Here is a 17,639-nt window from a genome sequence, read left to right on the forward strand (position 1 = left end):
GGCGGGGGGGATAAACCTTTACCAGTATGCGCCGAATGCGCTGGGGTGGGTAGATCCGTGGGGGTTGACTCCTGAAGATCTAATTCGCTACCGCCCACACGATTCTCTTTCTGCTCAAAACGGAGCTAGAAGCTCTGCTATCTCTAGGGCATGGGTGCAAGAAAAAGCCTTATTGCAGGATGGTGGGGCTGGCACCAGGAATTGGACAGCGCAAGAGAGAGATTTAATATTGAAGACTCCGAACAAGAGTCTTACTTCCGTGATGTCACGGGCAGGCTATACTGGGCATCATATCAACTCGGTAGAAGGCAATGGTACACTTGGTTCTAAATGGCAAGGTGATCCGAGGAATATTGTTTTCTTGAAAAATCATAACCATCCCGACAAGTTCAATGAGCATGTCCATGGTGATCAAGGACATAGAGGGAATACTAAAAACTCGACGCGCGGGCGCTTAATCGATAGAGAAAGAACACTAAAATCCAGACAACGATGTAAGCAATTATAGGGGAAAGATGAACATAAAAAATGCAGTCCAAGACTTTGTTAGCAAATTCAAAATGAATGATTTAAATATGGGAGAGATAGACTATACAGACGATGAAAATGAAACTTCTTTTCCAGTGAATTTAAATGGCGAAATTCGTTTTTTTTATAGCCATTTGATTTTAAATGACCACCCAACATTTGATGGTACTTTCTTTATACAGATTGTTGAGTCCCAAGAGCTTAATGAAATGTTATCAGGCTGGCGAGTACAAAATGACACGACCTGGCGCGATGAATATATAATCTTTGCTGAAAGAAATGGAGATGTTCTTTTTTGTGATACCCAAAATATTACATCTCCTGTTTATGGTAGTATTCAAAAAAGAAATTTCATTATTTCGAATTCGTTAGCCGACTTTTTGGATGCTTTTTGTTCTGCCATTGAGATAGAACAAAGTAAATATGATGGTGATGCTACAGATGATGATTTTAATTTCAGCGAGGACTTTCTGGAAGATATCGATTTAATGCTAAAAAGCAAGCTTAAGGATGTTGAGGCAGAAGCTTTTAAATATTTCTTTTTGGGTTAGTTAACAATAAAAACTTACTATTTTAGAGACTTTCATGCTTCTGAAAGCATTTATTGCTTATATCACTTTTATATAGGCGAGGAGGTCTCTTTACGAATGGTAATGAATAAACATATGAAAAACGTATGCTATAAATTCGATGAAAAAAGAGTTACATCTCTTGTTGAAAAAGGAAACGAGTTTCACGACAACCAAAAATACGCCGAAGCTTTAGAGCAATACCAAAAAGCCTGGCAAGCTCTTCCTGAGCCAAAGTTTGAATCGGAAATTGCTAACTGGATCGCTGCGTGCATGTACAGAGCTTACTTTGATCTTGAGGATTACGATGAGGCGAGGAAATGGGGAGAGACGACTTTGCGCACACGTGGATCGGATATAGACACCGCACCATCAATCGACCTCGGCATGGTCTGTTACGAGTTGAATCAATTCGATGAAGCGTATAAATATTTCAACGATGCTTATAACTACGGCAAAGAGCGTGCGTTTCAGGATAGACCTAAAAAATACCTTGAGTTCTATCTGCGCAAGAAGGCGTAAAATCGGTAATTTATGAAAAAAAATCCACGCCAAAGCGTGGATTTTTTTCATTCAAAACAAATCAAACGTTAAACAGGAAGTTCATCACATCGCCATCTTTAACGATGTAGTCTTTCCCTTCCGCACGCATCTTGCCTGCTTCTTTCGCGCCTTGCTCGCCCTTGTAGGTGATAAAGTCTTCAAACGCGATGGTCTGCGCACGAATAAAGCCTTTCTCAAAGTCGGTGTGGATCTTACCAGCCGCCTGAGGTGCAGTCGCACCTACAGGAATCGTCCACGCACGCACTTCTTTCACGCCAGCGGTGAAGTAGGTCTGCAGGTTCAGCAGCTCATAGCCTGCGCGAATTACGCGGTTCAGGCCCGGCTCTTCCAGACCCAGCTCGGCCATGAACTCTTCACGGTCAGCGTCGTCCAGCTCGGCGATGTCGGATTCAACGGCAGCGCAAACCGCCACAACCACAGAACCTTCCGCCGCTGCGATTTCACGCACTTTGTCCAGGTACGGGTTGTTCTCGAAACCGTCTTCGTTAACGTTGGCGATGTACATGGTTGGCTTCAGGGTCAGGAAGCTCAGGTATTTGATCGCCGCCTTGTCTTCTTCAGTCAGGTTTTTCAGCGCGCGCAGCATGCCCGCGTTTTCCAGCTGCGGCAGACATTTTTCCAGCGCAGCCAGTTCCGCTTTCGCGTCCTTGTCGCCGCCTTTGGCTTTCTTCTGCACGCGGTGAATAGCGCGTTCGCAGGTGTCGAGGTCAGAGAGCGCCAGCTCGGTGTTGATAACGTCGATGTCGTCAGCCGGATCCACTTTGTTGTTAACGTGGATGATGTTGTCATTCTCGAAGCAGCGCACAACGTGGCCGATCGCTTCGGTTTCACGAATGTTGGTCAGGAACTGGTTACCCAGGCCTTCACCTTTGGATGCGCCTTTTACCAGGCCCGCGATGTCCACGAATTCCATGGTGGTTGGCAGAATGCGCTGCGGCTTAACGATTTCCGCGAGCTGGTCCAGACGCGGGTCCGGCATTGGCACAACGCCGGTGTTAGGTTCGATGGTACAGAACGGGAAGTTCGCCGCTTCGATACCCGCTTTGGTAAGCGCGTTAAACAGGGTGGATTTGCCCACGTTTGGCAGACCGACGATACCGCATTTGAATCCCATTTCTAAATCACCTTAATATCTTGATAATCAATCCGTTAACGATAACCGATTGATGAAAAGTAAATAACTACGCCTATTATACACGTAACCCGCATGACGCGCGGTAAAAAAGCCGAATCGGGCGGATTATTGCGCTTTGAAAGCGTGTAAGCGGTTTGTCGCTTTGGTTAATCCATCTTTCAGCCAGATTTCGGTGCAGCGCGCCGCTTCGTCTACCGCCTCGTCAATCAGTTTCTGCTCAGAAACCGGGGGCTTACCGAGTACAAAACCGACAACTTTGTTTTTATCGCCCGGATGGCCGATTCCGACGCGCAAACGGTGGAAATTCGGGTTATTGCCCAGCTTGCTGATGATGTCTTTGAGGCCGTTGTGGCCGCCGTGGCCGCCGCCCAGCTTGAATTTTGCCACGCCGGGCGGGAGATCCAGCTCATCGTGTGCGACCAGAATTTCATCCGGATTGATGCGATAAAACGTTGCCATTGCCGCCACCGCTTTACCGCTCAGGTTCATAAAGGTGGTGGGCACCAGTAAACGAACATCCGCGCCAGCAAGGTTGATACGTGAGGTATACCCGAAGAATTTAGGTTCTTCACGCAGGGGAGCACGTAACCGCTCGGCCAGCAGATCGACGTACCATGCCCCGGCGTTGTGGCGGGTGGCCGCATACTCTGCGCCCGGGTTGGCGAGGCCGACAATCAGTTTAATCGTCACGATTCAATTCCTAATGGGTTCCAGATCTGGCGCGTAGTTTACTGTCTGGCGCGCCGCTTGACAAAATTCTGCGATCTTCTCGGCGAAATACGAATAATTTCTGATTTGAACAATTAGAATTTCAAGTTGTTCAAAGCCTTATTTGTAAACTTTTGTTTGGGGGTTATCTGTAATTGTGATCATTCACGCAACTCATAAAAGGGGCGTTGTCTATACTTTACACAAAAGGATTAGGGGCTTTTCCCCTGACAACCCAAAGTTCCGGAGGTGACACATGAAACGCAAAAACGCTTCGTTACTCGGTAACGTACTGATGGGATTGGGGCTGTTCGTGATGGTAGGCGGCGTGGGTTATTCCATTTTAAACCAGTTACCTCAGATTAACCTCCCGCAATACTTCGCGCACGGCGCGATATTAAGCATCTTCGTTGGTGCGGTATTGTGGCTCGCCGGGGCACGCGTGAGCGGGCATGAGGAAGTCTGCGATAAATACTGGTGGGTGCGCCACTACGACAAACGCTGTCGTCGCGATCAGCATAAGCACAGCTAGTGCCTGATAAAGAACGCCGAAACGGCTCCCGAGGGAGTCGTTTTTTTTTGCATCAGAGGTTGACCCTCACGTAACGTAAGGCTCCAGAGTGATGCCACTGGCAAAGAAAAAGGAGCAGTTATGTTGATTCAGGTGGGTGAGCTGGCGAAACGTGCCGGGATCACCGTGCGGACATTGCATCACTATGAGCAAACAGGGTTGTTGCTGCCTTCTGCCAGAAGCGCGGCAGGTTACCGGCTATACAACCTGGGGGATGTCCAGCGTCTGCACATGATCCAGGCGCTGGCAAAAGCGGGGCTGGAACTTGCTGAAATCAGGGATTTCCTGGAACAGGAGTCGCTGTCGTTAACAGAGTTACTCGATGCGCAAATCACGCTGCTGGATAAACAGCTGCGCAGCATACATACGCTGCGCGGCCGGCTGGTGGAGCTGCGGACCGGGCTTCTCGACGATGCGACGCCGGATCTGGAATCCTGGCTACAGACTCTGGAGTTAATGAATATGTACGATCGCTGGTTTAGCAAAGAAGAGTTACAGCAGCTGCCGTTTGCGGTGCAGAAGGATGCGCTGGCGGCTATATGGTCAGGGCTGGTTGCAGAGGCAAACACGCTGTTGAAACAGCACATACCCGTTACGGACCCGCGGGCCATGGATCTGGCGACGCGCTGGATGGAACGCCTGGAGCAGGATACGGCGGGCAAGCCGGAGTTTCTCACCCGGCTGAACGAAATGCATAGCGTTGAACCGCAGATGCAGGTGCAGACCGGTATCACGCCGGAGATGACGGATTACATCACGCGCGCGTTTGCGGAATCAAAGCTCAACATATGGGAGAAGTATCTCACAGCCGAAGAGATGGCCTTTACCCGGGCACATTACTTTGACCGCATGATGGAGTGGCCGCCGCTGGTGGCAAAACTGCATCAGGCGCAGCGGGAAAATATCGACCCCGCCTCTGACGATGCGCAAAAGCTGGCTGAAAACTGGCTGACATTGTTCCAGTCTTACGCGGGCACCAGCCCGGAGACTCAGCAAAAGTTTCGCACGGCTATGCAGCAGGAGCCGCATCTGATGAAGGGAACCTGGATGACGCCTGCCGTGCTTGCTTGGCTCCAGCAGGCGATCGGGGTGATGATGCAAAGACGTTTCTCTGCATCAGGTTGCTCACAGATCCGCTAACGCGGCTTCACGGTTAGGGTAGAAGGATAGTCGGCCAGGGATAGGCTGCACACCCGCGCGCGCCATGGTGCGCAGCGGCTGAAACTCCAGGTTACTCACCCGCAGCTCACAGCCTTCCGGCAGACGTGCAACAAAGCGCTGGAAGGCATCCAGGCCGCCTGCATCCAGCACCGGTACGGCATCCCACTTCAGCACCACAATCCGTTTACCCGCGATGCGGGACTCCAGATCGCTGAACAATCCTTCAGCCGCAGCGAAAAACAGCGGGCCAATCACGCGCAGCACCAGCACATCTTCAGGCACCTCCACGTTAACCGGGGAAAGGCGCGTCATCTGCGCAATGCGGCGCATAAACAGCAGAGAAGCCAGCACGATCCCGACGCTGATGGCGATAACCATATCGAACAGCACGGTCAGCGACATGCAGATCAGCATCACGATGATGTCGTCTTTCGGCGCGCGACGCAGCAGGTTCACCACCTTATGCGCCTCACTCATGTTCCAGGCCACCATCAGCAGCAGGGCGGCCATGGCGGAAAGCGGTAGCCAGGAGAGCAGCGGGGCGAGGATCAGCAGGGCGAGGATCACCAGCACGGAGTGGATAACCGCCGAAACCGGTGAGGTTGCACCCGCGCGCACGTTGGCCGCAGAACGGGCGATGGCTGCCGTTGCGGTAATACCGCCGAAGAACGGCGCGACGAGGTTGCCTAATCCCTGACCGACCAGCTCGCTGTTGGCTTTGTGTTTGGTGCCGGTCATGCCGTCCAGAACGACGGCGCAGAGCAGGGATTCAATCGCCCCCAGCATTGCCATAGAGAACGCGGCGGGAAGCAGGGCTCGCAGGGAATCCCAGCTTAGGGTAAAGCTGGAGCCGGGCATGTCCCACGGCAGCACCAGCTGCGGTAGCAGTTGCGGAATGCCGCTACCCTGTGAACCGTCTGCCAGAACATAGTGGAACTGCGAGCCGATAGTCGCGACGTGACCACCGAACATATTGACGATAGCCATTACCGCGCAGCCCAGCAGCAGCGCGGGCAGATGGCCCGGCAGACGAATACCGAGGCGAGGCCAGACGATCAGCGTACCCAGCGTGACAATCCCGATGGCGGCGTCGCCCAGGTTGGCCGTCGGCAGCGCCATAAACAGCGCCCCCACTTTTTGCAGGTAGTGCTCCGGTACGTGGGGCATCTGCAGGCCGAGGAAATCTTTGATCTGCATGGTTCCGATGGTAATACCAATCCCCGAGGTGAACCCCAGCGTCACGGATAGGGGAATATATTCAATCAGGCGACCAAAGCGGGCCAGACCAAACAGAATCAAAAAGACGCCGGACATCAGGGTGGCGACCAGCAGGCCTGCCAGACCAAACTGCTGCGAAACCGGGTAGAGGATCACCACGAAGGCGGCTGTCGGGCCGGAGACGCTGAAGCGCGAACCGCCCGTCAGGGCAATGACGATCCCGGCAACGGCCGAGGTGTACAGACCGTACTGCGGCGCAACGCCGCTGCCAATCGCCAGCGCCATCGCCAGCGGGATGGCGATGATGCCGACGGTGATCCCGGCAATCAGGTCACGGACAAAGCGTGACGAGGTGTACTTCTCTTTCCAGCAGGCGTCGATGAGGGCGCGAAAGGGCAGAACATGTGAGGAGGCTACGTTTTTCACAATTATCTATCATCCGTATGCGCATCATCTGTCATGTGAATGGCAGGTGAAGGAGGCATTAATCATACAAATAAAACCCGGAGACAAAAAAACCCGCCGCAGCGGGTTTTTCGGCCGTGTTCGATTAGTGTTCGAACATTGCTGAGATGGATTCTTCGTTGCTGATACGACGAATCGCTTCGGCCAGCATCCCGGACAGGGTCAACGTACGCACGTTTGGCAGTGCTTTGATCTCGTCGCTCAGAGGGATGGTATCGCATACCACCACTTCGTCAATGACGGAGTTGCGCAGGTTGTTTACCGCATTACCGGAGAAGATCGGGTGAGTCGCGTAAGCGAATACGCGCTTGGCACCACGCTCTTTCAGCGCTTCAGCTGCTTTACACAGCGTACCGCCGGTATCGATCATGTCGTCAACCAGCACGCAGTCACGGCCAGCAACGTCACCGATGATGTGCATCACCTGAGAAACGTTTGCGCGCGGACGGCGTTTGTCGATGATCGCCATGTCGGTATCGTTCAGCAGCTTAGCGATAGCACGGGCACGTACCACGCCGCCGATGTCCGGAGAAACCACGATTGGGTTATCCAGGTTCAGCTGCAGCATGTCTTCCAGCAGGATTGGGCTGCCGAATACGTTATCAACCGGAACGTCGAAGAAGCCCTGGATCTGCTCTGCGTGCAGGTCAACGGTCAGTACGCGGTCAACGCCGACGCTGGACAGGAAATCAGCAACAACTTTAGCGGTAATTGGCACACGCGCGGAACGGACGCGACGGTCCTGGCGGGCATAGCCGAAGTAAGGGATTACAGCAGTGATACGGCCTGCGGAAGCGCGACGCAGGGCGTCGACCATAACAACCAGTTCCATCAGGTTGTCGTTCGTTGGAGCACAGGTGGACTGGATGATGAAAATATCACCACCGCGTACATTTTCGTTAATTTGTACGCTGACTTCGCCGTCGCTAAAGCGACCTACGGCGGCGTCGCCGAGGGAAGTGTACAGGCGGTTGGCAATACGTTGTGCTAGTTCCGGGGTGGCGTTACCAGCAAAAAGCTTCATATCAGGCACGAGAAGAACCTCAGGCATGCGTCCAGTGGTGGATAGCGTTCGCCGCAAACTGTGCGGGCCAGGCGAAGGCTATCCAGGCGGTGTATTAAAGAGCGCGATGCAACGTCTGGAACAGGGTGACGTTGTCACCGAAACTCAGTCTGCGCCAGAATGGTCTGCTGTAGGGGGGAGGTGTTCATCCCGCGTGCTACAAAACCATGCAGCCAAACCGGCGCTTGCTCAAGCACCTGACGAGCGGCGGATTCGGTGTCAAATTCAGCAAAGACACAGGCCCCTGTACCAGTCAGGCGCGACGGCGCGTATTCTAACAGCCAGGAAAGCACCGCATCAACCTCGCGAAAACGTTTTCTTGCGATATCCTCGCAATCGTTGCTGAATTCACAATTTAATAACGTTTCTATTGACCGAACCGGGGTATTCCTTTTCAGGTCAGGATCTTTAAAGATGACCGGGGTCGGAATACTCACGCCAGGGTGGGCAACCAGATACCATTTCTCCGGCGGTTCAGCCGGGGAGAGGATTTCCCCCACGCCTTCAGCAAAGGCCGCATGACCGCGCACAAACACCGGGACATCCGCCCCCAGCGTCAGGCCCAGGGCTGCCAGTTCGTCCTTCGACAGCCCGCAGCCCCAGAGGTGGTTCAGCGCAACCAGCACGGTGGCGGCGTTGGATGATCCACCGCCCAGACCGCCGCCCATCGGCAGGCGTTTCTCGATACGGATATCCGCACCGCTTCCCGCGGGCAGACGGCCCGATTCCGCCGCAGCTCTCATTAGCAGACGCGCGGCGCGCACGATCAGGTTGTCCTCATGCGCCACGCCTTCGACCGGCGTTAGCAGGCAAATCTGCCCGTCCTGGCGCAGTTCAATAGAGATCGTGTCGCCATAGTCAATAAACTGAAACAGCGTCTGCAGGGTGTGATAACCGTCAGCACGCTGGCCGGTGATGTATAAAAACAGGTTCAGCTTTGCCGGAGAAGGCCAGTGGGTCATCATTTAACGATCCAGCTGTCCATTTTCAGCTTGATACGCTGGCTGCCCTGGGTCAGCTCCATGTTTGATGGCAGCGACGGTTTACTCTTGCTGTCATAGGCGCTGTACACCACTTTCCAGGTTTTGCCGTTCTGGGTGTAGTTCACCTGGCTCAGGCGGTACTGGTCGTCAAGGGTGTAGTCAGTTGCCTCACCCGGCAGGCCAAGGATCCACTGGCGCAGACTGTTGAGCGGAATTGGCATCCCGGTCAGCTTGCCAATCATCTCTTCGGCATCGGTCGCGGTATAGTGCTGGCCTTTGTTATCGGTGATCTGCGCTTCGCCCGGCTTGGCGATAAGCTCCAGTTCGGTGCTGCCCAGCGGGTTCAACAGCAGCAGGCGGTAGTTGTCCTGCCCCGTCTGCTGCCAGAAGAAGCGGGCATAAACCTTTTGTTCGTCAGAGAGATAAGCGAAAGCGCCGCGCGTCTGATACTGGTTCAAATTACGGACGTCCTGCTGGTGCTGACGCCACTGCGGTGAATCAGGGCTTTTGCCCGGGCCTTTTGGTTGGGTGACGGAACACGCGGTCAGAACCAGTGCTGCCAGCGGCAGCAGGCGAATCAGTCGGGTCATAATGAGGACAAATCCTTGAGATACGTTGCAGTTATAACTGTTAATGCTAGCGTCGAAGGGGGCGACCGTCTACGTTCAAATTATCTCAAAGGGTTGTGTAACCTATTACTCCGAAAGGGGGCAGTCCCTTTTATTGATCTCGCGCATCCTGTATGATGCGTTCTGCTAACCTTATTAACGCTGGTACTACTCCCGCTCAACATGACCCTATTAGCACTCGGCATCAACCACAAAACGGCTCCGGTTTCGCTGCGAGAACGCGTGACGTTTTCGCCGGACACGCTTGACCTGGCGCTGGACAGCCTGCTTGCACAGCCGATGGTGCAGGGTGGTGTGGTGCTCTCGACGTGCAACCGTACCGAGCTGTATTTAAGCGTGGAAGAGCAGGACAACCTGCATGAAGCGCTGATCCGCTGGCTATGCGATTACCACAATCTCAATGAAGACGAGCTGCGCAACAGCCTGTACTGGCATCAGGACAACGATGCCGTCAGCCATCTGATGCGCGTCGCCAGCGGGCTGGATTCACTGGTGCTGGGCGAGCCGCAAATTCTGGGGCAGGTGAAAAAAGCCTTTGCGGATTCGCAAAAAGGGCATCTGAAGGCCAGCGAGCTGGAGCGCATGTTCCAGAAGTCGTTCTCCGTGGCGAAGCGTGTGCGAACCGAAACCGACATTGGTGCCAGTGCGGTTTCTGTTGCTTTCGCGGCCTGCACCCTTGCACGCCAAATCTTTGAATCCCTGTCTACCGTCACCGTGATGCTGGTGGGTGCGGGCGAAACCATCGAACTTGTGGCGCGCCATCTGCGCGAGCATAAAGTGAAAAAGATGATTATCGCAAACCGCACCCGCGAACGCGCGCAGGTGCTGGCGGATGAAGTGGGTGCAGAGGTGGTTGCCCTGAGCGACATCGATGAACGCCTGAAAGAGGCGGACATTATTATCAGCTCAACCGCCAGCCCGCTGCCGATTATCGGAAAAGGGATGGTGGAGCGTGCGCTGAAGTCCCGCCGTAATCAGCCGATGCTGCTGGTGGATATCGCCGTCCCGCGCGATGTTGAGCCGGAAGTGGGCAAGCTGCCTAACGCCTATCTCTACAGCGTGGATGACCTGCAAAGCATCATTTCGCACAACCTTGCCCAGCGTAAAGCGGCGGCGGTTCAGGCGGAAACCATCGTTGAGCAGGAAACCAGTGAGTTTATGGCCTGGCTGCGCGCGCAAAGCGTCAGCGAGACCATCCGCGAGTACCGCGGGCAGGCGGAGCAGGTGCGTGATGACCTGACTGCCAAAGCGTTAGCGGCACTTGAACAGGGCGGCGACGCGAATGCGATTATGCAGGATCTGGCGTGGAAACTGACCAACCGCCTGATCCATGCACCAACCAAATCTCTTCAGCAGGCCGCCCGTGACGGGGATGATGAACGCCTGACTATTCTGCGCAACAGCCTCGGGCTGGAATAGCGCCCTATACCCATTTTCTAAGACAAGGTGCACTTACGCCTATGAAGCCTTCTATCGTCGCTAAACTGGAAGCTCTGCACGAGCGCCATGAAGAAGTACAGGCGCTGCTCGGGGATGCCGGGACCATTGCGGACCAGGAACGTTTTCGCGCGCTCTCGCGTGAATACGCGCAGTTAAGTGATGTTTCTAAATGCTTTACCGACTGGCGACAGGTTCAGGAAGATATCGAAACCGCGCAGATGATGCTCGACGATCCTGAAATGCGCGAGATGGCGCAGGAAGAGTTGCAGGATGCGAAAGCGCGTTCTGAAGAGATGGAGCAGCAGCTTCAGGTGCTTCTGCTGCCGAAAGATCCGGACGATGAGCGTAACGCGTTTGTTGAAGTGCGCGCCGGTACCGGCGGTGACGAAGCGGCGCTGTTTGCAGGGGATCTGTTCCGCATGTACAGCCGCTACGCCGAATCGCGTCGCTGGCGCGTGGAGATCATGAGCGCCAACGAAGGCGAACATGGTGGCTACAAAGAGGTTATCGCCAAGATCAGCGGCGACGGCGTGTACGGTCGTCTCAAGTTTGAATCCGGCGGTCACCGCGTGCAGCGCGTGCCGGCCACCGAATCTCAGGGCCGCATTCACACCTCCGCCTGTACGGTTGCGGTGATGCCGGAGCTGCCTGAAGCTGAACTGCCGGACATCAATCCTGCAGACCTGCGTATTGATACGTTCCGCTCCTCTGGCGCGGGCGGTCAGCACGTTAACACCACCGATTCCGCCATCCGTATTACCCACCTGCCGACCGGCATCGTGGTTGAATGTCAGGACGAGCGTTCGCAGCACAAAAATAAAGCCAAAGCGTTGTCCGTGCTGGGCGCGCGTATCCACGCAGCCGAAATGGCGAAACGCCAGCAGGCGGAAGCCTCTACGCGCCGTAACCTGCTGGGCAGCGGCGATCGCAGCGACCGTAACCGCACCTATAACTTCCCTCAGGGGCGCGTAACCGACCACCGCATCAACCTGACGCTGTACCGTCTGGACGAGGTGATGGAAGGGAAGCTGGATATGCTGATCGAGCCTATCGTGCAGGAATACCAGGCCGACCAGCTGGCGGCGCTGTCCGAGCAGGAATAATGGATTTTCAGCGCTGGTTACGTGAGGCGGCCGGTGAGCTTTCAGAAAGCGAAAGCCCGAAACGCGACGCCGAAATTTTGCTTGAGCATGTGACGGGTAAAGCCCGCACGTATCTGCTGGCTTTTGGCGAAACCGAACTGACCGCGGAACAGGAAGCGCAGCTCGCCGCGCTGCTTGCCCGCCGTAAAACCGGCGAGCCGGTGGCGCACCTTGTCGGTGAGCGTGAGTTCTGGTCGTTACCGCTGTACGTCTCGGCGGCGACGCTGATCCCGCGTCCGGATACCGAGTGTCTGGTGGAGCAGGCGCTGGCGCATTTACCGGCGGCGGCCTGCAGCATTCTCGATCTCGGTACCGGCACCGGGGCTATCGCGCTGGCGCTCGCTACCGAGCGGCCCGACTGCACGGTGACGGCGGTGGACGTAATGCCCAATGCGGTGGCGCTGGCGCAGCGTAACGTGCAACGTCTTGGTCTGAGCAACGTGACGGTGCTGCAAAGCAGCTGGTTTGCCGCGCTGGAGAATCGCTCATTTGCGATGGTTGTTAGCAATCCTCCCTACATCGACGAACATGACCCGCACCTTGCGCAGGGAGACGTGCGCTTCGAACCGCTGACGGCGCTCGTGGCCGCCGACGCGGGATTAGCCGATCTCGATCACATTGTGACAACGTCACGGAAACACTTGCTTTCCGGCGGCTGGCTGCTCGTGGAACATGGCTGGACGCAGGGAGAGGCCGTTCGGGCACTGTTTACGCAAGCTGGCTACGCCGCTGTCGAAACCTGCCGCGACTACGGCGGCAACGAACGCCTGACGCTGGGGCAGTGGCTATGAGCCTGTTTACCGTGCTCATTACCGTCCACCTGATTTCCGTTGCGCTGACCGTCAGCTTTTTCATCGTCCGTTACTGGTGGCGCTACAGCAACAATCCGCTGACGGATGCCAGCTGGGTGCGTATCGCGCCGCACTGCATCGACACGCTATTGCTCCTTTCCGGTGCCGGGCTCATGTGGAAGACCGGCTATCTGCCATTTACTGATAAAGGTGCATGGCTGACTGAAAAGCTGTTTGGCGTTATCATCTACATCGTTTTGGGTTTTATCGCGCTTGGGCGTCGTCGTCCGCGCAGCCAGCAGGTCGGGTTTATCGCCTTTCTGCTGGGTCTGGTGGTGCTGTACATCATCATTAAACTCGCCACCACAAGAATACCGTTACTGGGGTAAGTCATGAGGTCCTTAGCCGATTTCGAATTTAATAAAGTGCCGCTTTGCGATGGCATGATCCTGATTTCTGAGATGATTCGCGACGATTTTACGTCGCAGTTTGTCTACGATGAGCTGGAGAATCTGGTCAGCCTGGCGCGTGAAGAGATTAATCAGGCCCGCCCGCAAGACTGGCAATTAGAGAAGCTGCTGGAGCTTTTCTACGGCGAATGGGGTTTCTGCGACACGCGGGGCGTGTATCGCCTGTCTGACGCGTTATGGCTGGACCAGGTCTTAAAAAATCGTCAGGGCAGCGCCGTGGCGCTGGGCTCTATCTTGCTGTGGGTCGCGCACCGTCTGGATATTCCGCTGGTCCCGGTCATTTTCCCGACGCAGATGATCCTGCGCGCTGAGTGGCTGGACGGTGAAATGTGGCTCATTAATCCCTTCAACGGCGACACGCTGGATGAACATACGCTGGACGTGTGGCTGAAAGGCAATATCAGCCCGGTGGCTGAACTCTTCAACGAAGATCTCGACGAGGCGGATAACGCAGAGGTCATTCGCAAGCTGCTGGATACGCTGAAGTCCGCGTTAATGGAAGAGCGTCAGATGGAGCTGGCGTTGCGCGCCAGCGAAGTGCTGCTGCAGTTCAACCCGGAAGACCCGTACGAAATTCGCGATCGCGGGTTGATCTATGCCCAGCTCGACTGTGAGCACGTGGCGCTGAATGATTTGAATTATTTCGTTGAGCAGTGTCCGGAAGACCCCATTAGCGAAATGATTCGTGCGCAGATCAACGCGATCTCGCACAAACAAATTACACTGCATTAATCTTAATTCCGATTCACACCTGAATAAGGCGATCCTATGAAACAAAAAGTGGTTAGCATTGGTGATATCAAGGTAGCAAACGACCTGCCGTTCGTACTGTTTGGCGGCATGAACGTGCTGGAATCCCGCGATCTCGCCATGCGTATCTGCGAACACTACGTGACCGTGACCCAGAAGCTGGGCATCCCGTACGTGTTTAAGGCCTCTTTTGACAAAGCCAACCGCTCCTCCATCAACTCTTACCGTGGCCCGGGCCTGGAAGAGGGAATGAAAATTTTCCAGGAGCTGAAGCAGACCTTTGGCGTGAAAGTGATCACCGACGTGCATGAAGCCTCACAGGCGCAGCCGGTGGCAGACGTGGTGGACGTGATTCAGCTCCCGGCGTTCCTCGCTCGCCAGACCGACCTGGTTGCGGCGATGGCGAAAACCGGTGCCGTTATCAACGTGAAGAAACCACAGTTCGTGAGCCCTGGGCAGATGGGCAACATCGTCGATAAATTTATCGAAGGCGGCAACGATCAGGTCATCCTGTGTGACCGTGGCGCAAACTTCGGCTACGACAACCTGGTTGTCGACATGCTGGGCTTCAGCGTAATGAAAAATGTCTCCGGCCAGTCTCCGGTGATTTTCGACGTGACCCACGCACTGCAGTGCCGCGACCCGTTCGGCGCCGCGTCCGGCGGCCGTCGCGCTCAGGTGACCGAGCTGGCGCGCGCCGGCATGGCGACCGGTCTGGCAGGCCTGTTCATTGAAGCGCACCCGGATCCGGCTAATGCGAAATGCGACGGCCCATCCGCACTGCCGCTGGACAAGCTGGAGCCGTTCCTGAAGCAGATCAAAGCGATTGACGATCTGGTGAAAAGCTTCGACGAGCTGGATACCAGCAACTAATAAAAAAACCCGCTTCGGCGGGTTTTTTGTTCTCCCTCTCCCTGTGGAAGAGGGTTGGGGTGAGGGCATCAGCCCGCACCGGATAAAATTACGCAAATATCGTCATCAGATACGCAATAAACAAGGCCATATGTGCCGCGCCGTTCAGCACGTTGGTGCGTCCGGTTGAGAACGAAATCTGGCACAGCAGCAACGAGGCGACCATCACAATCATCTCCGGCGCGCCCAGCGCAAACTGCAGGTCGTTACCGGTCATAAAGGCAATCAGCGTCACCACCGGTACGGTAAGTGAAATCGTCGCCAGTACGGAGCCGAAGAACAGGTTCATTGCGCGCTGCACCTGATTATTCAACACCGCTTTCAGCGCGCCCAGCCCTTCCGGCGACAGGATCAGCAGTGCCACCAGGAAGCCGGTAAACGCCACCGGCGCGTTCAGCTCGGTTAACAGCGTCTCCAGCGGGTTAGCGTTCATCTTGGTGACGGCAATCACCGCAATCAGATGCACGATCAGCCAAACCGTATGCCACGCGCTGCTGTGGGCCGACGGCTTGCCGTGGTGCGGGTCATCATCGTCGCCGTCATCTTCATGCTCGTACACAAACAGGCTCTGGTGCGTTTTGGTCTGAATCAGCAGGAACACGCCGTACATGGCGGCGGAAATCAGTGCGACCAGCAGCGCCTGCCCGGTAGAAAAATTTGCGCCCGGCAGCGCCATCGGGAAGACCAGCACGATAATCGCCAGCGGGAAGAGGGCGATCAAATACTGTTTAATGCCGAACAGGTTCATATACTGGGTCGCAAATTTGCGCCCGCCCAACAGCAGAGAGAAGCCCACCAGGCCGCCCGTCACTATCATAATGATCGAGTAGAGCGTGTCGCGCATCAGCGTCGGCGCGGCATCGCCGGTCGCCATAAGCGCGGAAATCAGGCTGACTTCGAGAATAACGACGGAAAGGCTGAGAATTAACGATCCGTACGGCTCGCCCAGACGGTGGGCCAGGACGTCCGCATGGCGAACGACGCTAAACGCGCTGGTTAAAATACCGACCAGGGCAAGAATATTGATACCAACCACCACTGGCAGTGACTGACTGCTTCCCCAGAAGAGCAGCACAGCCAGTGCCAGAACCGGGAAAATGAGTGACGTCTCCTTGTGGCGGGTCTTTACCGCCTCGTGTGTTGCTGTCATGTGCTTCTCCATCAATGCAGGTGCTTGTAATTATAGATAGATTTTTGAGGTCATTAAACTAACAGATCTCTGTTAAATACCCTTTATTTTTTACTTAATTTTACCCTTTGTCATAATTTTTCTTCTTAATGTCTATAATGCAATATCTTTACGTGATAATTATTAAATAACAATGAATTACAAATAATATATATTCATAAATTATCGCGGAGTGGCACCATGCCATATCGTCGTCCACACTTATCTCTTTAACCAAAAGAGAGGTTAGTGATGCCCTATAAAGCGAAACGTGAATTACCGGATAACGTGCAAAACGTGCTGCCCGCTCACGCGCAGGATATCTACAAAGAGGCGTTCAACAGCGCCTGGGAACAGTACAAAGACAAGGACGATCGCCGGGATGATGCCAGCCGCGAAGAGACGGCGCACAAAGTCGCCTGGGCCGCCGTAAAACATGAATATGAGAAAGGAGACGACGATAAATGGCATAAAAAGAAATAGCCGTGAAATAATTCGCTGCCTTCATTTTGACTTTTCAGGCGGTTGAACTCCCGTTGTATTGCAACTGGTCCGCTAATTGCTTATCGTTATTTAACTGCTGGCAAAATGACCAGCAAAGAATGCCGGGAAGGCGAATTACAGATGTCGCAAGGAAGCATGCAGTGGCGGAGGTGTAAAGTGTTAACGCGTGATTTCTTAATGAAGGCAGATTGTAAGACGGCATTTGGTGCTATTGAGGAATCGCTTCTCTGGTCAGCTGAACAACGTGCGGCGTCACTCGCTGCCACGCTTGCCTGCCGCCCGGATGATGGCCCGGTATGGATTTTTGGCTACGGCTCCCTGATGTGGAACCCGGCTCTGGAATTTGTCGAATCGGCAACGGGGACGCTGCCTGGCTGGCATCGCGCATTTTGCCTGCGTCTGACGGCCGGACGCGGCAGCGCGTGCCAGCCCGGGCGCATGCTTGCACTGAAAGAGGGCGGGCGCACCACGGGCGTGGCCTATCGCCTGCCGGATGCCACGCTGGAAGAGGAGCTCACGCTGCTCTGGAAGCGTGAGATGATCACCGGCTGCTATATGCCGAGCTGGTGCAAGCTGGAACTGGACGACGGTCGTACCGTCAACGCGCTGGTGTTTATTATGGACCCGCGCCATCCGCTGTATGAAGCAGATACCCGTACGCAGGTGATTGCCCCGTTGATTGCCGCCGCGAGTGGGCCGCTGGGCACCAACGCGCAGTATCTCTTCTCCCTCGATCAGGAGCTAACCCGCCTCGGCATGAAGGACGACTGTCTGAATGAGCTGGTGGTGAAGGTGAAGGCGCTGCTGGAAGGGAACCCGCTCAACGGCACGCTGCGAGCAGGTTTTGCCTGATAATACGCCCGGCTTG

General features: G+C 54.9%; 19 protein-coding genes and 1 pseudogene. 13 read left to right on the top strand and 7 right to left on the bottom strand.

Annotated features, from left to right (window positions below; all coding sequences use genetic code 11):
• The 3 genes and pseudogenes from UTM25_RS05240 to UTM25_RS05250 all read left to right on the top strand — a co-directional run.
• Positions 1-508, top strand: a pseudogene (locus tag UTM25_RS05240) (type IV secretion protein Rhs); the annotation flags it as partial.
• A 7-nt stretch (positions 509-515) separates the two neighbouring features.
• Positions 516-1,079 carry a hypothetical protein gene (locus UTM25_RS05245; protein WP_194399458.1) on the top strand — a complete coding sequence of 188 codons (564 nt, stop codon included), beginning with the start codon at positions 516-518 and terminating at the stop codon, positions 1,077-1,079.
• Between the two features lie 102 nt (positions 1,080-1,181).
• Positions 1,182-1,619, top strand: a complete 438-nt coding sequence (locus UTM25_RS05250; protein ID WP_233469369.1) for a tetratricopeptide repeat protein — start codon at positions 1,182-1,184, stop codon at positions 1,617-1,619.
• A gap of 61 nt (positions 1,620-1,680) precedes the next feature.
• Here the strand turns inward: UTM25_RS05250 and ychF are convergent, their stop codons facing one another.
• Both ychF and pth read right to left on the bottom strand, forming a co-directional pair.
• Positions 1,681-2,775 carry a redox-regulated ATPase YchF gene (ychF, locus tag UTM25_RS05255; RefSeq protein WP_010432886.1) on the bottom strand — a complete coding sequence of 365 codons (1,095 nt, stop codon included), beginning with the start codon at positions 2,773-2,775 and terminating at the stop codon, positions 1,681-1,683.
• 126 nt (positions 2,776-2,901) lie between these two features.
• Positions 2,902-3,486 carry an aminoacyl-tRNA hydrolase gene (gene pth, locus UTM25_RS05260; RefSeq protein WP_023336005.1) on the bottom strand — a complete coding sequence of 195 codons (585 nt, stop codon included), beginning with the start codon at positions 3,484-3,486 and terminating at the stop codon, positions 2,902-2,904.
• Between the two features lie 274 nt (positions 3,487-3,760).
• Here pth and ychH point away from each other — a divergent pair, with 274 nt between their 5' ends.
• Both ychH and UTM25_RS05270 read left to right on the top strand, forming a co-directional pair.
• Positions 3,761-4,036, top strand: coding sequence for a stress-induced protein YchH (ychH, locus tag UTM25_RS05265; protein ID WP_029741609.1), 276 nt, complete (start codon positions 3,761-3,763; stop codon positions 4,034-4,036).
• Between the two features lie 120 nt (positions 4,037-4,156).
• Positions 4,157-5,215 (top strand): MerR family transcriptional regulator, encoded by a 1,059-nt coding sequence (locus UTM25_RS05270; protein WP_194399457.1) that lies wholly within the window; start codon positions 4,157-4,159, stop codon positions 5,213-5,215.
• On the opposite strand, the gene dauA is transcribed toward UTM25_RS05270, so the two are convergent.
• From dauA to lolB, 4 genes are all read right to left on the bottom strand, one after another.
• Positions 5,201-6,880 carry a C4-dicarboxylic acid transporter DauA gene (dauA, locus tag UTM25_RS05275; protein ID WP_194399456.1) on the bottom strand — a complete coding sequence of 560 codons (1,680 nt, stop codon included), beginning with the start codon at positions 6,878-6,880 and terminating at the stop codon, positions 5,201-5,203. The two genes, UTM25_RS05270 and dauA, sit on opposite strands and share 15 nt — an antisense overlap.
• Positions 6,881-7,004: 124 nt before the next feature.
• Positions 7,005-7,952, bottom strand: a complete 948-nt coding sequence (gene prs, locus UTM25_RS05280) for a ribose-phosphate diphosphokinase (protein ID WP_003856663.1) — start codon at positions 7,950-7,952, stop codon at positions 7,005-7,007.
• Between the two features lie 125 nt (positions 7,953-8,077).
• Positions 8,078-8,947, bottom strand: coding sequence for a 4-(cytidine 5'-diphospho)-2-C-methyl-D-erythritol kinase (gene ispE / locus UTM25_RS05285; protein WP_194399455.1), 870 nt, complete (start codon positions 8,945-8,947; stop codon positions 8,078-8,080).
• Positions 8,944-9,555, bottom strand: a complete 612-nt coding sequence (gene lolB / locus UTM25_RS05290) for a lipoprotein insertase outer membrane protein LolB (RefSeq protein ID WP_194399454.1) — start codon at positions 9,553-9,555, stop codon at positions 8,944-8,946. The genes ispE and lolB overlap by 4 nt, the downstream gene beginning before the upstream one ends.
• A gap of 201 nt (positions 9,556-9,756) precedes the next feature.
• On the opposite strand from lolB, the gene hemA reads away from it, so the two are divergent.
• The 6 genes from hemA to kdsA are packed head-to-tail and all read left to right on the top strand — an operon-like array spanning position 9,757 to position 15,060.
• Complete coding sequence (gene hemA / locus UTM25_RS05295) at positions 9,757-11,013, top strand: glutamyl-tRNA reductase (protein WP_023335999.1); 1,257 nt, start codon at positions 9,757-9,759, stop codon at positions 11,011-11,013.
• Positions 11,014-11,054: 41 nt separating this feature from the next.
• On the top strand, positions 11,055-12,137 hold the full coding sequence (gene prfA, locus UTM25_RS05300) for a peptide chain release factor 1 (RefSeq protein WP_021240360.1): 1,083 nt from the start codon (positions 11,055-11,057) through the stop codon (positions 12,135-12,137).
• Positions 12,137-12,967 carry a peptide chain release factor N(5)-glutamine methyltransferase gene (prmC, locus tag UTM25_RS05305; RefSeq protein ID WP_194399453.1) on the top strand — a complete coding sequence of 277 codons (831 nt, stop codon included), beginning with the start codon at positions 12,137-12,139 and terminating at the stop codon, positions 12,965-12,967. The genes prfA and prmC overlap by 1 nt, the downstream gene beginning before the upstream one ends.
• Positions 12,964-13,356, top strand: coding sequence for an invasion regulator SirB2 (gene sirB2 / locus UTM25_RS05310; RefSeq protein WP_194399452.1), 393 nt, complete (start codon positions 12,964-12,966; stop codon positions 13,354-13,356). Before prmC ends, sirB2 begins: the two co-directional genes overlap by 4 nt.
• A gap of 3 nt (positions 13,357-13,359) precedes the next feature.
• A complete protein-coding gene (sirB1, locus tag UTM25_RS05315) occupies positions 13,360-14,169 on the top strand; it encodes an invasion regulator SirB1 (protein WP_023312124.1) in 810 nt (269 codons plus the stop codon).
• A gap of 36 nt (positions 14,170-14,205) precedes the next feature.
• Positions 14,206-15,060 (top strand): 3-deoxy-8-phosphooctulonate synthase, encoded by an 855-nt coding sequence (gene kdsA / locus UTM25_RS05320; RefSeq protein ID WP_023335996.1) that lies wholly within the window; start codon positions 14,206-14,208, stop codon positions 15,058-15,060.
• Positions 15,061-15,148: 88 nt separating this feature from the next.
• Here kdsA and chaA read toward each other — a convergent pair whose 3' ends face one another.
• Positions 15,149-16,249 (bottom strand): sodium-potassium/proton antiporter ChaA, encoded by a 1,101-nt coding sequence (chaA, locus tag UTM25_RS05325; RefSeq protein WP_109845043.1) that lies wholly within the window; start codon positions 16,247-16,249, stop codon positions 15,149-15,151.
• A 270-nt stretch (positions 16,250-16,519) separates the two neighbouring features.
• Here chaA and chaB point away from each other — a divergent pair, with 270 nt between their 5' ends.
• Both chaB and UTM25_RS05335 read left to right on the top strand, forming a co-directional pair.
• The gene (gene chaB / locus UTM25_RS05330) at positions 16,520-16,750 is read left to right on the top strand and encodes a putative cation transport regulator ChaB (RefSeq protein ID WP_045888013.1); all 231 of its coding nucleotides are present in this window, start codon (positions 16,520-16,522) and stop codon (positions 16,748-16,750) included.
• Positions 16,751-16,927: 177 nt separating this feature from the next.
• Entirely contained in the window at positions 16,928-17,623 is a 696-nt protein-coding gene (locus UTM25_RS05335) for a gamma-glutamylcyclotransferase (protein ID WP_032642434.1), read from the top strand.
• Positions 17,624-17,639 lie beyond the last annotated feature (16 nt).

Origin of the sequence: Enterobacter sp. 61D5, assembly GCF_034107965.1 — a bacterium.
GTDB lineage: Bacteria > Pseudomonadota > Gammaproteobacteria > Enterobacterales > Enterobacteriaceae > Enterobacter > Enterobacter cloacae_M.